Genomic DNA, 14,753 nt, shown 5'->3' with positions numbered 1-14,753 from the left:
GTCAGCGCCTTCGTCAGCGGAGCCCGAGTTCGCGGGCGATCAGCATCTTCTGGACCTCGCTGGTGCCCTCGCCGATCTCCAGGATCTTGGCGTCCCGGTAGAAGCGGCCCACCGGGTACTCGTTCATGAAGCCGTAGCCGCCGAAGATCTGGGTGGCCTCGCGGGCGTTGTCCATCGCGGCCTCGGAGGAGACGAGCTTCGCGATCGCCGCCTCGCGCTTGAACGGCTCGCCGCGCAGCATCTTCGCCGCCGCCTGGTAGTAGGCGAGGCGGGCGGTGTGGGTGCGGGCCTCCATCTCGGCGATCTTGAACTGGATCGCCTGGTACTCCCCGATCTTGCGGCCGAACGCCTCGCGCTCGCCGACGTAGCGCAGGCACTCGTCCACGCAGCCCTGCGCCAGGCCGACACCGATCGCGGCGATCGCCACGCGGCCCTCGTCCAGCGTCTGGAGGAACTGCGCGTAGCCGCGGCCCCGCTCGCCGACGAGGTTCGCGACCGGCACCCGGCAGTCCTGGAACGACAGCTCGCGGGTGTCCGAGGCGTTCCAGCCGACCTTCGAATACTTGCGGGACACCGAGAAGCCGGGCGTGCCCGCCGGGACGATGATCGCCGAGATCTCCGGCCTGCCGTCGTCCTTGCGCCCGGTGACCGCCGCGACCGTCACCAGGCCCGTGATGTCGGTGCCCGAGTTGGTGATGAACGCCTTGGTGCCGTTGAGGACCCACTCGTCGCCGTCGAGCCTGGCCGTGGTGCGCAACGCACCCGCGTCCGACCCGCCACCGGGCTCGGTCAGGCCGAACGCGCCCAGCCGCTCGCCGCTGGTCAGCTTCGGCAGCCACGTCGCCTTCTGCTCGGCGCTGCCGAACCGGTGGAGCGGCATCGCGCCCAGCGAGACGCCGGCCTCCAGGGTGATCGCCACCGAGGAGTCGACGCGCGCCAGCTCCTCCAGCGCGAGGCACAGCGCGAAGTAGTCGCCGCCCATCCCGCCGTGCTCCTCCGGGAACGGCAGGCCGAACAAGCCCATCCGACCCATCTTGGCGACCAGCTCGTACGGGAACTCCTCCCGCTCGTACAGGTCGCCGATGACCGGGGCGACCTCTTCGCGCGCGAATTCCTCGACGGTCTTGCGCAGCGCCTCGTACTCCTCGTCAAGGCGGAAGTCCAACATCGCTCACTCCTGGTGGGGCACGACGACGGCAAGGGTCTGGTCCAGCGCGACCTGTTGGCCCGCCCGGACGTTCACTTCGGTGAGCACGCCGTCGGTGGGTGCGGTGACGGTGTGCTCCATCTTCATGGCCTCGACTACGAACAACGCCTGGCCGGCCGTCACGTGGTCGCCCTCGGCGGCACGCGCGACGAGGACCGTGCCGGGCATCGGGCTGGTGACGGGTCCGGCGCGGCCCGCCGACTCGTGCGCCGACCGCTCGGACCCCTCGGCCTCGGTCAACGCCCACGTGCGGCCGTCCGCGCCGAGCCACAGCACGTTGCCCGACCTGGCCACGGCGTACCGCCGGCCGCCGACCACGAGATCGTCGTCCACATAGGACGCACGCAGGCGCATCGGCTCGCCGTCGCCCACCACGACCTCGTCACCGCGCACCCGGACGTCGACGTCGCCGATCCGCCACGTGGTCCAGGCGTGCTCGCCGATCCGCCAGCCGGTCGGCTGGTCCCACGGGTCGTCGCCCGCGGGGCGCAACGCGAGCTGCCGCTCCAGGGCCGCGGCGGCGTGCACCTCGGGCGGGGTCTCCGACCGGGTCAGCTCCTCCAGCTTGCGCTCGACCAGGCCCGTGTCGAGCCGGCCGGCACGCACGTCCTCGTCCTTCAGCAACGCGCGCAGGAACGGGATGTTGGTGGTCACCCCGAGCACGACCATGCGGCCCAGCGCGGCGTCCAGCCTGCGCAACGCCTCCTCGCGGGTCGTGCCGCGGGCGATCACCTTGGCCAGCATCGGGTCGTAGTCGCTGCCGACCCGGAGCCCCACGTGCAGCGCCGAGTCGACCCGCACGTCCGCCGGCTCGCGCAGCGCCAGCACCGTGCCGCCGGTGGGCAGGAACCCGCGTGCCGGGTCCTCGGCGTACACGCGGGCCTCGACGGCGTGCGCCGACAGCTCGACGTCGCCGAGGTCGAGGCGTTGCCCGGCCGCGACGCGGAGCTGCTGCTCCACCAGGTCCACGCCGGTGGCCAGCTCGGTCACCGGGTGCTCGACCTGGAGCCGGGTGTTCATCTCCATGAAGTAGTAGTCGCCGGTCGTGCCGTCCACGATGAACTCGACCGTGCCCGCGCCGACGTAGCCGACGGATGTGGCCGCGTCCACGGCCGCGCGGCCCATCGCCTCCCGCACCTCCGGGGTGAGCAGCGGTGACGGCGCTTCCTCGATGATCTTCTGGTGCCTGCGCTGGAGGCTGCACTCGCGCTCGCCCAGGTGCACGACGGCGCCGTGCGCGTCGGCCAGCACCTGGATCTCGATGTGCCGGGGGTTGGTGATGTACCGCTCGATGAGCAGGGTGTCGTCGCCGAACGACCCGCGTGCCTCGCGCCGCGCCGACTCGATCGCGTCCCGCAGCGCGCCCGCCTCGTGCACCAGGCGCATCCCCTTGCCGCCGCCGCCCGCGGACGGCTTGAGCAGCACCGGGAACCCGATCTCGGCGGCGGCGTCGACCAGGTCGTCGTCGCTCATGCCCGGTTCGGTGCGGCCCGGCACCACCGGCACGCCCGCCGCGCGCACGGTCAGCTTGGCGCGGATCTTGTCGCCCATCGCGTCGATCGCCTCGGCCGGCGGGCCGATGAACACCAGGCCCGCCTTCTCGCAGGCGCGGGCGAACTCGGTGTTCTCCGCGAGGAAGCCGTAACCGGGGTGGACGGCCTGCGCGCCGGTTACGCGCGCGGCGTCCACGATCCGCTCGACCGACAGGTAGCTCTCCCGCGCCGCCGCCGGGCCGATCCGCACCGCCTCGTCCGCCAGCCGCACGTGCGACGCGTCCTCGTCCGCGTCGCTGTAGACCGCGACCGACCTGATCCCGAAGCGCCGCAGGGCGCGGATGACGCGGACCGCGATCTCGCCGCGGTTGGCCACCAGAACGCTGTCGAACATCACGCTCACATCCGGAAGACGCCGTAGCCGACGGGGTCCAGCGGCGCGTTCGCCGCCGCGGACAGCGCGAGCCCGAGCACCGTGCGGGTGTCCTTCGGGTCGATCACGCCGTCGTCCCACAGCCGGGCCGTCGAGTAGTAGGGGTTGCCCTGGTCCTCGTACTGCGCGCGGATCGGGGCCTTGAACGCCTCCTCGTCCTCCGCCGACCAGGCGTCGCCGAGCTGGTCGCGCCGCACCGTCGCCAGCACGGACGCCGCCTGCTCACCGCCCATCACGGAGATCCGGGCGTTCGGCCACATCCACAGGAACCGGGGCGAGTACGCCCGGCCGCACATGGAGTAGTTGCCCGCGCCGAACGAACCGCCGATCACGACGGTGAACTTCGGCACCCGCGCGCACGCCACGGCCGTCACCATCTTGGCGCCGTGCTTCGCGATGCCGCCCGCCTCGTACTCGCGGCCCACCATGAAGCCGCTGATGTTCTGGAGGAACACCAGCGGCACGGAGCGCTGGTCGCACAGCTGGATGAAGTGCGCGCCCTTCAGGGCGGACTCGCCGAACAGGACGCCGTTGTTCGCCACGATGCCCACCGGGTGGCCGTGGATGCGGGCGAACCCCGTCACGAGGGTCTGGCCGTACTCCTTCTTGAACTCCTGGAACCGGCTGCCGTCCACCACGCGCGCGATCACCTCGCGCACGTCGTAGGGCGTGCGGCTGTCGGTGGGCACCACGCCGTACAGCTCGTCCGGGTCCACCGCGGGTTCGACGCTCGGCTCCACCCGCCACGGGCGGTCGGCACGCGGACCCAGCGTGCTCACGATGGAGCGGACGATGCGCAACGCGTGCGCGTCGTCGTCGGCGAGGTGGTCGGTCACGCCGGAGGTGCGCGAGTGCAGCTCGCCGCCGCCCAGCTCCTCGGCCGTCACGACCTCGCCGGTCGCGGCCTTCACCAGGGGCGGGCCGCCGAGGAAGATCGTGCCCTGCCCGCGCACGATGACCGCCTCGTCGCTCATCGCGGGCACGTACGCGCCGCCCGCCGTGCACGAACCCAGCACGGCGGCGATCTGCGGGATGCCCTGCGCGGACATGGTGGCCTGGTTGTAGAAGATGCGGCCGAAGTGCTCGCGGTCCGGGAACACCTCGTCCTGCTTGGGCAGGAACGCGCCGCCCGAGTCCACCAGGTAGACGCACGGCAGCCGGTTCTGGAGCGCGACCTCCTGCGCTCGCAGGTGCTTCTTCACCGTCATCGGGTAGTAGGTGCCGCCCTTGACGGTGGCGTCGTTGGCGACGACCACGCACTCGCGGCCGGACACCCGGCCCACGCCGGTGATCATGCCGGCGGCCGGCGCGTCGTCGCCGTACATGCCGTTGGCGGCCAGCGGCGCGAGTTCGAGGAACGGCGATCCCGGGTCGAGCAACGCGTCCACCCGGTCGCGGGGCAGCAGCTTGCCGCGCTCGACGTGCCGGGTGCGGGCCCGCTCCGGGCCGCCCTTCGCGGCTTCGGCGAGCCTGGCGCGCAGGTCGTGGACGAGGGCGGTGTGCTCGTCGGCGTACCGCCGGAAGGCTTCGCCGGACTTGTCGGCGGCGCTGCGCAGGACGGGGGCGTCCATGGGCTCCTCGCGGTTAGCAGTCGTTAACCCGAGGTGATGTTAGCGCTTGTTAACGCCCCCGTCCACCGGACCGGTGACGCGGCGGAGGGGCCGCGTCACCGGTCGGGCGTCAGCCGGCGACCGCGGCCAGCTGCGGCAGGTAACCGAGCCGCTGGCCGTCGCGGTTCGGGTGGTAGGACTCCTCGACCGGCCAGCTCAGGCTGTTCAGCCACCAGTCGGCGGAGCAGATCTCGTGACCGGAGAACGACGAGCGCAGGTCCCGGTAGGTGAACGACTTCGCCGCCGCGCGGGCGGAGACCACCGAGTGCAGGGTGTCGGCGGCGCCGTTGATCGCCGCGCGCTTGGTGTCGCTCAGGCCCACCGAGCAGGAGCCCGGCACCTTGTAGAGGCGCGGGTAGCCGAGGACGACCACCTTCGCCGCCGGCGCGCGGTCGCGGATGCGCGCGTACACGTTGTCGAGCAGGCCGGGCAGGGTGTTGACGGCGAACGACTTGGCCTGGTCGACCCGGCTCAGGCAGGACTGGTCGGAGCCGAAGGTGCAGGTGGAGATGACGTCGGTGAAGCCCGCGTCGTTGCCGCCGATGGAGATGGAGGCGAGCGTGGTCGTCGCGCTCAGCGCGCTGAGCTGGTTGTTGACCACGTCGGCGGTGCGCGCGCCCGAGCAGGCGACGAACTTGAAGCTCGCGGGCGCCTTGGCGGCGGCCCACAACGCCGGGTAGGCGTACTTGCTGCGCTTGCAGGAGCCGCTGTCGGAGTAGTAGGAGCCGGTTCCCGTGCCGGACGAGTACGAGTCGCCGAGCGCGACGTAGTGCGCGCCGGCCTGGGCTTGCGCGGGTGTCACGACGAGCAGCGCCGCCGCGGCGGCGAGCGCTGCGCTGAGCAGGGTTCGGATGGGGCGCATCGGGTGCCTCCCGAAGGGCGTACACAGGGGGGTGATGCGGAGCACATCAATGGTTACCAGGCGGTACGGAGGACAAGAAGGGTGAGTCAAGAGTTAACCGGTTGAGGTGTCATCCGGTTGGGAAACTTCCCCCGACAGGCTGGTTAACGGTCGTTTACCCCTTGTCGTTGAGCTGGCTAGGATGGGTGCCGTGCCAGCCGATGGAGTGAAGCAGACCCGCCGCGACCAGATCCTGGACGCCGCCGCCGAGCTGTTCGCCCGGCACGGTTTCCACGGCGTGGGCATCGACGACATCGGCGCGGCGGTGGGCATCTCCGGGCCGGCCCTCTACCGCCACTTCCGCAGCAAGGACGCGATGCTCGGCGAGATGCTGACCTCCATCTCGGAGCGGCTCCTCGAAGGCGGTCAGGCACGCGTCGACGCGGCGCCCGACGCGGCCACCGCGTTGCAGGCCCTGGTCCGCTGGCACGTCGACTTCGCCCTGGACGACCCGGCGTTGATCACCGTGCAGATGCGCAACCTGGCCAACCTGACCGACCCCGACCGCCGCCGGGTGCGTGCTTTGCAGCGCCGGTACGTGGAGGTGTGGGTGACCGCGCTCCAGGAGTCGGTGGCGGTGGACGAGCCGACCGCCCGCGCTGCCGCGCACGCCGTCTTCGGGTTGATCAACTCGACCCCGCACAGCGCCCACCTGGACCGGGACCAGATGGCCGCCCTGCTGACGCGGATGGCGTTGGCCTCCTTGACCACGGCCGGAGTCCTGGCCACCGCCTGAGCCGGAGGCGGGACGCCGCGCGAGCCGCGGTGGGGTGCCGCGCGAGCCGCGGTGGGGTGCCGCGCGAGCCGCGGTGAGGCCCCGCGCGAGCCGCAGGTGGGGCACCGCCTGAACCGGGCGGGGGCCCCGCCCGCACCCACGCGGCGGGGAACCGCCTGAGCCGGGGCAGGGACCGCCCGCACCCACGCGGCAGGGACCGCCTGAACCGGGGCCGGGAACCGCCTGGACCGACCAGGGCGGGGCATCGCCCGCGCGCGTGCGCGGGGAACCGGCTGAGTCGGGGGCGGCGGGCACGAGCCGCACTCGCGCCGGCTGGGCACCGCCCGCACCCACGCGGCAGGGGCACCGGCGAGGCGCACCGCCCGCATCCCGGCGTGTGCCGAGAGCGCCCGTCGGCGGGCAGACCGGTCCTGTCGGTGGGGTTGGCACCACCTCCGGCGGTGGGGCGGATCGGTTGGCGTCGCACGTTGCCGATCCGTAACCTGAACCGCCGATGAACGACGTGAGGGTGCACGTCAGCGCGTGGCCGGGTGCCCGGTTGCTGACCCGGTTGCCGGCCTGGTTCCGACTGCTCGTCGTCGCGGTCGCGGTGTTCTGCTGCGGGGTGATCGCCTCCCGGCCCGCCGACGCCACCGACGACGGCCCGCTCACCGGTGACGTCGCGGTCGCCGCAGCGGCGGTCGACGTGCTGGTGGACCCGCGGCCGGGTGGCACGCCGCTCGCCTCGTTCCCCGCCGACTTCGCCGACGTCACGGCCCGCGCGCCGCAGGTGGTCACCGCGCCGGACGGCACGGCACGCGCCATCGACCCGACCGGCGGCTGCTCGGGACCCGCCGGCGACACCGAGTGGGACTTCGGGGTCGCCTGCCGTGCGCACGACCTGGGTTACGACCTGCTCCGCTACGCCGAGCACAAGGGCCGCCCGCTGCCACCCGAGGCACGCCGGGCGCTGGACGCCCGGCTCGCCGCCGACATGCACGACCAGTGCGAGCTGAACCCGCGCGGCGACCGCACCGGGTGCCACGCCGTCGCCCAGCTCTACGCGGCGGGCCTGGAGTTCAACTCGTGGCGGCAGCGGTGGGGGCCTCCCGGGCACGAACCGGTGCTCGCCTGGAGCTTCGGCAGCGCCGTCGTGGTGTTCCTGATCATCGCTCGGCTGCCCCGTCGCCGGGCCGCGCACCCGCCGGCGGTGGTGGAGGCGGGCGCGGAGGACCGGTTCACGGCGTTCCTGCGGCTGGTCGGCCTCGGCCTGGTCATCGTCGGGCAGTCGCTGCTCACCGTGCTGCACTGGGCGGGCGTCGGCACGACCTGGGTGTGGCTGCTGACCTGGGTACTGCAAACCGCGGCGGTGTTCTACTTCGCGGGCGGGCACGCGAACCTCGTCAGCTGGCGGGCCACCCAGGCCGCGGGCGGCGGTTACGGGCGGTACCTGGCGAGCCGGACCAGCAGGCTGCTGCGGCCGGTCTTGGCGTTCGTGCTGGCGTGGCTGGTGCTACCGCTGCCGCTGGAGCTGCTGGACGTGCCGAAGGACCGCGTGGAGGTGTTCGGTCGGCTGATCGCGCACCCGCTGTGGTTCCTCGGGCTGTACCTGGTGGCGGTGGCCGCCACGCCGGTGACCGCCTGGCTGCACCGCCGCGCCCGCCTGGCCGCGCCGCTCGGGCTGCTCGGCGCGATGATCGCGGTGGACCTGCTGCGCATCGGCTTCGAGTGGCGCACCGGCGGTTACCTGAACCTGGTGCTGGGCGCGTTGTTCCTCCAGCAGCTCGGCTTCCACCACGCGGACGGCGGCCTGGCCCGCGTGCCCCGGCGGGTGCTGGTGGCGTGCGCCGCGCTCACCGCGCCGCTGCTGCCGGTGCTGATCGCGGTCGGCGGCTACCCGCGCACCATGATGCCGGTGCCCGGCGAGGACGGTTCCAACCTCAGCCCGCCCACGGTGTGCCTGCTGCTGCTCGGGCTGGGCCAGTTGTGCGTGGTGCTGCTGGTGCGCGAACGGCTGTCAGCACGGCTCGGTGGGCACCGGCTGTGGCGCCTGGTCGAGCACGCCCGCCGCGCGCCGATGACCCTCTACCTCGGCTACCTCACGGCGCTGGCCGCCGTGATCGGGCTGCTCGGCCTGCTGGACGCGCCCGCGTCGTTCGGGTGGGTGCTCGCCCGCCCGCGCTGGCTCGCCGTGCTCGTCCTCCTGCTGCTGCCGGTGCTGCTGGTGTTCCACCGGTTCGAGCGCGCCGCCGCCCTGGTCGCCTGCCACACCAGGGAAACCCACCGCACCCGGCTCGCCGCGACGCTCGGCGTCGGCTACGGCGTGCTGGGCGTCCTCGGGTTCGTCGTCACCGGTTTCTCCGGCACGGGCGGCACGCTGGTCGTGCTGGAGGTGGACGTCCTCCAGAACCTGATCCACCTGCTGCTCGGCTGGTACCTGCTGCACACCGTCCGCACGGGCGCCTGCCACGGCCGGCGGCCGTGGCTGCTCGCCGCGCTCGCCTGCGTACCGCCGCTGCTGGTGCTGGAGCCGACCGCGGCGATGGTCGTGCTGCACACCGCGACCATCGCCGTGGCGCTGCTGGCCGCCATACCGAAGCAGGACCAGCGTCACGCCGACGAACAACGGCAGCCAGCACAGGCGTTCCAGCAACCAGAGCGCGTCGCCGGGCACGGTGTGCAGTCCGCGTAGCGGGCCGAACGCCGCGCCGACCAGGGTCACCACCAGCAACGCGCTCTGGTGGACGAGGAAGAGCGGCAGCGCGCGGGCGTTCAGGGCGGGCGCGTGGAACGCCGGCCGCACCAGCAGCACCAACCCGACCTGGGCGACGGCGAGGGCCAGCGCGGCGGGCGTGGGCGGTGACAGGTTCGACACCGCCGCGCCCGGCACGCCGACCGCGCTCACCGGGTACCCGAGGCGCAGCAGCACGGCGAACGCGCCGCCGCCCAGCACGAGCAGCGCCGCACCCCACGAACGGCGATGCCCGTACCGGGCGGCCAGGATGCCGAGCTGCCACGGCACCCACCACACCGCGACCACGTTGACCCAGCCGACGTCCACCGCCACCAGGGCCAACGGGATCGCGACGCCCCACCCGCCGAGCCGGCGCAGCAGCGGTGTCGCCACCAGCAGCACGACGTGGACCACGAGGAACCACAGCGGTGTCACGACCACGTACGCCACGGTCAGCACCGTCTGCTGCGGCAGGCCACGCGCGGCCATGCCGAACAACACCACGCCCCACCCGCCGAGCAGCACCGCCACCGGACCCACCAGCCGCCGGACCCGGCGCGCGAGCGGCGTCGTCGACCGCGCCGCGCCGAACCCGCCCGCGAAGAAGAACAGGCCCAGCGCCTGGAAGAACCAGGTCAGCCACGACAGCTCCGGCAACCCGCGCAGCGGGCTGTCCACGACCAGGCCGCCGTCGGTGAGCACCAGCGCCGTCACCACCCAGTGCCCGAGCACCACGCCGCACGCGGCGGTCGCCCGCGCCGCGTCCACCACCGGGTCGCGGGTCACGGCTCCTCCCCCACCGCGATCCGCGCCACGGCGCGCAACGACGCGGTGCCCGGGTCGAAATACTGGTCGTGCTCCCGGGCGTCCCCGGTGTCGAAGACGGTCGCGCCGAAGGCCGGGTCGACCGGGTCGGCGCCGTGGCCGAGGTCGCCCACGCGGACCTTCGGCACCCACCGGGTCCAGTCGTCCGCGCCACGCGCGGCCCACACCCGCGCGGGCAGCTCCGCCGCCGACGACACCCGGACGCCGGGGCTGCCGAGGAGCACCACGTCGGCCACGGGCGCGCCGGACAGGGCGCACACCACGGAACCGTAGCTGTGGCACAGCAGGTGCACCCGGCCCGGCAGCCCGGCCACGTACCGGGCGAGCGCCGCCGCGCCCGACCGCGCCAGCCGCCCGCTCGCCGCGTCGACACCCAGCCCGGACGGCGTCCGGTACCCCAGCCACGCCACCACCGCGAGGTCGTCCCGCCCGGCCTCGGCCCGCACGGCGCGGGCCATCCGGCCCACCGTCGCGTCGAACCGCGCACCGTCCACATCGGACCCCGGCACGACCACCGCCACGTGCCGCGCGCGTGCCAGGTCCCCGTACACCGCGACGCGGTCCACCGGTTCCGGCACGCCGCCCGGCGCGACCAGCACGACCAGCGCCACCAGCACCGCCACCGTCTTCCCCATGGCGGCCAAGCTAAGGAGGCGACACCCCGCCGGTCGTCACACCGCGGTAGCCGTTGCCGGGCCCTACCCCGGTACCACGAGCCCCGACTCGTAGGCCGCGATCACGGCCTGCGCGCGGTCACGCAGGCCGAGCTTCGCCAGCACCCGGCTCACGTGCGTCTTCACGGTCTGCTCGGCCAGCACCAGGTGCGTGGCGATCTCGGTGTTGGACAACCCGGTGGCGACCAGCCGCAGCACCTCCGTCTCGCGGTCGGTCAACACCGAGAGCGCGGCCGGTTTCACGGCCTGCGCGGGCCGCGCCCGCACGAAGTCCTCGATGAGGCGCTTGGTCACCGACGGCGCGAGCAGCGCGTCACCACGCGCGACCACCCGCACCGCGTCCAGCAGCTCACGCGCGGGCGAGTGCTTGAGGAGGAAGCCCGACGCGCCCGCCCGCAACGCCTCGTACACGTAGTCGTCCAGGTCGAAGGTGGTCAGGACGAGCACCTTCACCGGGTCGTCGGCGAGCAGCCGGGTGGCGGTCAGCCCGTCCATCTCCGGCATCCGGATGTCCATCAACACCACGTCGGGCCGCAGCGCGCGCACCCCGGCGACCGCCGCCACGCCGTCACCGGCCGCGCCGACCACCTCGATGTCCGGTTGGGCGGCCAGCAGGGCGGAGAAGCCCTCCCGCACCATCTCCTGGTCGTCCGCCACCAACACCCTGATCAACGGTCCCCCAGTGGAATCCTCGCGCGCACGGCGAACCCGCCGTCCGGTGTGGACGACGCGTCGAGCGACCCGCCGTGCACCGCCACGCGCTCCTCCATGCCCACCAACCCGTGCCCGCTCCCGCCGCCGGTCGACGGACCACCCGCCGTGTTGCGCACCAGCACCTCCAGCTCACCGCCGACCTCGGTCACCGCCACGGTCACGACCGAGCCCGGCGCGTGCCGGGCCGCGTTGGTCAGCGCCTCCTGCACGACCCGGTACGCGGTGAGGCCCACGGCGGGCGACACGGCCACGTCCACCACGTCCGCGTCCGGCGCGAGCCCGCGGATGTCGGCCAGGCCGGGTTGGGGCGCGTGGTCCGGCCGCTGGTCGGCGGCCCGCAGCACGCCCAGCAGGCCCTGCATGTCGGCGATCGCGGCCCGCGCGGCGTCGCCCAGCTCGGCGAACTCGCGCCGCCCCGCCTCGGGCAGGTCGGCGATCCGGTAGGGCGCGGTCTCGCAGCGGACGGCCACCAGCGACATGTGGTGCGCCACCACGTCGTGCATCTCGCGCGCGATGCGCGCCCGCTCCTCCAGCGCGGCCTTGGCGTCGCGCTCCGCGTGGAACCTCTTCTCCGCGCGGCCACGCGCGCCGAACGCGTAGCCGAGCAGCAGCAGCAGCCAGACCAGGCCGGCGGTGGCCGGGAAGTAGTCGAGGTCGCGCATGGCCGCGACGCAGTACACGACGCCGGAGGTGAGCACGCCCACCCAGAGCACCACCCGGCCCGAGTGCAGCAGGCCCACGGCCACCGGCACCGGCAGGTACCACCACCACTGCCAGCCGCCGAGCACACCGGGCTCGGTGTAGACCAGCAGGCGCATCACGACCAGGCCCGCCGTGGCCAGCCGCCACGCGCTGAGCACGGACAGCGGCATCAACGCGTAGCTGCCGAGCGTGATCGCGAACAGCAGCGGCCACCAGCCGTCCGGGTTCTGGTGCCGCACGTAGTCGGACGACACGCCGATGGCGATCACGAGACCGTAGACGAGCAACGCCACCCGGCCGAACCGCCCGACACCCGTCGCGGCGAACGCCCGCGTGCGGTCGGGCAGCAGCACGACCTGGAGGAGGGAGCGGAACACGCACCGATGCTAGGTGCCCCGATCCGGCGGCACATGACACCGGGGTGTGTCATACCGGGGTAGCACCCATCGGATCACAGGACAAGCCGTTGCGACACCCGAACACCACCGGGTAGGCAATACGACAGAGCTGTGCGCCCCTACTCCGTGATGGAAGATGGCTTAATGCACCCGCAGCAGGATCCGGATCGCTGGGCACGGCTCACCGCCGTCGCCGGTGAAGCCCTGGCCGCCGCCAAGGTCGGGGAGGACGCGGTCGCGGTCGACCTGGTCACCGGCTACCTGAGCGGGTCGCCCGAGGGCAACGAGGAGATCCGCGAGCTGGTCCTGCTGCTGTTCGCGGAGTGCAGCGACATGGTCGCCGCCCTCGGCTCCGGTGGCGCCACCCCCGTCAAGATGCAGGTCTTCGACGAGGACGGGCAGGAGGTGCCCATCGACGACGCGGACCCGCCCGTGCGCACGGCCATCCGGACGCTGCTCGCCGAGGTGCACGGCGACCAGCAGGCGGCGGCCGAGCAGATCGAGATCGCCCTGGCCAACGGCCAACCGCAGGAGCTGGCCACGGTGGTGCTCCAGGCGCTGCGGTGGACGGTGAAGCTCGCCCTGGAGTGCGAGGTGCGCCAGTTGGCGGTGGCACCCTGGATCGAGACAGCACTGGACGAGTAAAGAGCCATTGACAATCCACATGGTCTAGACCAGTCTCCCCGGTGGGCGCGATTACCCTGCCAATCCGCCGAGGAGTTCCTCATGAAACCACGTTTGGGCGCGCTGCTGGCGGCAAGCGCCCTCGCCATCGGATCACTCGCGTTGACCGGCCCGGCCGCCACGGCCGCCGCCGGTGTCACCGCCACGTTCGCCAAGGCCCAGGAGTGGGGCGGCGGCTACGAGGGCAAGTACACGATCACCAACGGCGGACCCGGCGCGGTCACGTCGTGGAAGATCGAGTTCGACCTGCCCGCCGGCACCACGCTCGGTGCGTTCTGGGACGCCCTGGTCACCAAGAACGGCAACCACTACGTGGCGACCAACCGGGAGTACAACGGCAGCATCGCCGCGGGCGCGACCCGCACGTTCGGCTTCGTCGGCAGCGGCGCGGGCGAACCGGCGAACTGCACCGTCAACGGCAACGCGTGCGGCGGTGGCGGCAACGACCCGACGCCCCCGACCGCGCCGAGCGGCCTGAGCGTCACCGACACCACCTCGAACTCGGTGTCGCTGGCCTGGACCGCGTCCACGGACAACGTGGGCGTCACCGGCTACGACGTCTACCAGGGCGCCACGGTGGCCACCACGGTCACCGGCACCACCGCCACCGTGTCCGGCCTGAACCCGGCCACGGAGTACCAGTTCAGCGTGCGGGCGAAGGACGCGGCGGGCAACACGTCCGACCCGTCCGGCCAGATCACCGCCACCACCAAGCCCGGCGACCAGAACCCCGGCAGCGGTCGGGGCGCGCCGTACCTGTTCCTCGGGTGGGGCAACCCGCCGGCGCCGCAGACCGTGATGAAGGCGACCGGCGTCAAGTGGTTCACCATGGCGTTCGTCCTGGCCCAGGGCGGCTGCAACCCCTCGTGGGACGGCCAGCGCCCGCTGACCGGCGGCATCGACGCCAACGCCATCAACCAGATCCGCGCGGCGGGCGGTGACGTGGTCCCGTCGTTCGGCGGCTGGAGCGGCAACAAGCTCGGCCCGAACTGCTCCACCCCGCAAGCGCTTGCGGGCGCGTACCAGAAGGTGATCGACGCCTTCAAGCTCAAGGCGATCGACATCGACATCGAGAACACCGACGAGTTCGAGAACGCCACGGTCCAGGACCGCATCCTGGAGGCCCTGAAGATCGTCAAGCAGAGCAACCCGGGCATCCAGACCATCGTCACCATCCCGACCACCAAGACCGGCCCGAACAGCTGGGGCAACCGGCTGATCGAGCGGTCGCAGGCCATCGGGGCGAACATCGACGTCTTCACCCTGATGCCGTTCGACTTCGGCAGCTCGGACATCAAGACCGACACCATCAACGCCACCACGGCGCTGAAGAACAAGTTGAAGGCGGTGTTCGGCTGGTCCGACGCCGTCGCGTTCAACCACTCGGGCATCTCCGGCATGAACGGCCTGTCCGACCAGCGCGAGACCACCACCACGGCCACCTGGACCCAGCTGCGCGACTGGTCCAAGTCCAACGGCCTCGGGCGGTTCTCGTTCTGGGCGGTCAACCGCGACCGCGGCGGCTGCGACGGCCAGGTGTCGTCCAACTGCTCCGGCATCCCGCAGTCCGACTGGGAGTTCACCCGCATCACCGCCGGTTTCTGACCGGCACCGGCCGACTGCTGAACACACCGGTCGGGTCCTGAAGGCCCGCGGTCGCACG

At 72.7% G+C, this 14,753-nt stretch carries 11 protein-coding genes and 1 pseudogene; 4 read left to right on the top strand and 8 right to left on the bottom strand.

What is annotated here, in order from left to right; genetic code table 11:
- Nucleotides 1–13: 13 nt before the first annotated feature.
- The 4 genes from KZQ38_RS04115 to KZQ38_RS04100 all read right to left on the bottom strand — a co-directional run bounded on the left by KZQ38_RS04115 (nt 14) and on the right by KZQ38_RS04100 (nt 5,605).
- Nucleotides 14–1,168, bottom strand: a complete 1,155-nt coding sequence (locus KZQ38_RS04115; protein WP_219438484.1) for an acyl-CoA dehydrogenase family protein — start codon at nt 1,166–1,168, stop codon at nt 14–16.
- 3 nt (nt 1,169–1,171) lie between these two features.
- Nucleotides 1,172–3,094: an acetyl/propionyl/methylcrotonyl-CoA carboxylase subunit alpha gene (locus KZQ38_RS04110; RefSeq protein WP_219438483.1), complete on the bottom strand. Its 1,923-nt coding sequence runs from the start codon at nt 3,092–3,094 to the stop codon at nt 1,172–1,174.
- Nucleotides 3,095–3,099: 5 nt separating this feature from the next.
- Nucleotides 3,100–4,704, bottom strand: coding sequence for a carboxyl transferase domain-containing protein (locus KZQ38_RS04105; RefSeq protein WP_219438481.1), 1,605 nt, complete (start codon nt 4,702–4,704; stop codon nt 3,100–3,102).
- 109 nt (nt 4,705–4,813) lie between these two features.
- On the bottom strand, nt 4,814–5,605 hold the full coding sequence (locus KZQ38_RS04100) for an SGNH/GDSL hydrolase family protein (RefSeq protein ID WP_219438479.1): 792 nt from the start codon (nt 5,603–5,605) through the stop codon (nt 4,814–4,816).
- 181 nt (nt 5,606–5,786) lie between these two features.
- Between KZQ38_RS04100 and KZQ38_RS04095 the strand changes: the two genes are divergently transcribed.
- On the top strand, nt 5,787–6,380 hold the full coding sequence (locus KZQ38_RS04095; protein ID WP_219438477.1) for an SACE_7040 family transcriptional regulator: 594 nt from the start codon (nt 5,787–5,789) through the stop codon (nt 6,378–6,380).
- A 493-nt stretch (nt 6,381–6,873) separates the two neighbouring features.
- Nucleotides 6,874–9,051 (top strand): phospholipase A2, encoded by a 2,178-nt coding sequence (locus KZQ38_RS04090; protein ID WP_219438475.1) that lies wholly within the window; start codon nt 6,874–6,876, stop codon nt 9,049–9,051.
- Here the strand turns inward: KZQ38_RS04090 and KZQ38_RS37455 are convergent.
- From KZQ38_RS37455 to KZQ38_RS04075, 4 genes and pseudogenes are all read right to left on the bottom strand, one after another.
- A pseudogene (locus KZQ38_RS37455) lies at nt 9,022–9,807 on the bottom strand (acyltransferase family protein); the annotation flags it as partial. The gene KZQ38_RS04090 and the pseudogene KZQ38_RS37455 sit on opposite strands and share 30 nt — an antisense overlap.
- Before the next feature lie 68 nt (nt 9,808–9,875).
- Nucleotides 9,876–10,553 carry an alpha/beta hydrolase gene (locus tag KZQ38_RS04085; protein WP_219438473.1) on the bottom strand — a complete coding sequence of 226 codons (678 nt, stop codon included), beginning with the start codon at nt 10,551–10,553 and terminating at the stop codon, nt 9,876–9,878.
- Nucleotides 10,554–10,616: 63 nt separating this feature from the next.
- Entirely contained in the window at nt 10,617–11,264 is a 648-nt protein-coding gene (locus tag KZQ38_RS04080) for a response regulator transcription factor (protein ID WP_219438471.1), read from the bottom strand.
- Nucleotides 11,261–12,385, bottom strand: coding sequence for a sensor histidine kinase (locus KZQ38_RS04075; RefSeq protein ID WP_219438469.1), 1,125 nt, complete (start codon nt 12,383–12,385; stop codon nt 11,261–11,263). The genes KZQ38_RS04080 and KZQ38_RS04075 overlap by 4 nt, the downstream gene beginning before the upstream one ends.
- A 165-nt stretch (nt 12,386–12,550) precedes the next feature.
- Between KZQ38_RS04075 and KZQ38_RS04070 the strand changes: the two genes are divergently transcribed.
- Both KZQ38_RS04070 and KZQ38_RS04065 read left to right on the top strand, forming a co-directional pair.
- On the top strand, nt 12,551–13,051 hold the full coding sequence (locus KZQ38_RS04070; RefSeq protein ID WP_219438467.1) for a hypothetical protein: 501 nt from the start codon (nt 12,551–12,553) through the stop codon (nt 13,049–13,051).
- Nucleotides 13,052–13,132: 81 nt separating this feature from the next.
- On the top strand, nt 13,133–14,695 hold the full coding sequence (locus tag KZQ38_RS04065) for a cellulose binding domain-containing protein (protein WP_219438465.1): 1,563 nt from the start codon (nt 13,133–13,135) through the stop codon (nt 14,693–14,695).
- Nucleotides 14,696–14,753: the final 58 nt, after the last annotated feature.

The organism is Saccharothrix obliqua (assembly GCF_019375475.1).
Lineage (GTDB): Bacteria > Actinomycetota > Actinomycetes > Mycobacteriales > Pseudonocardiaceae > Actinosynnema > Actinosynnema obliqua.
Note: the sequence above shows the minus strand (reverse complement) of the source record. Positions and strands in the feature narration are given on the sequence as shown.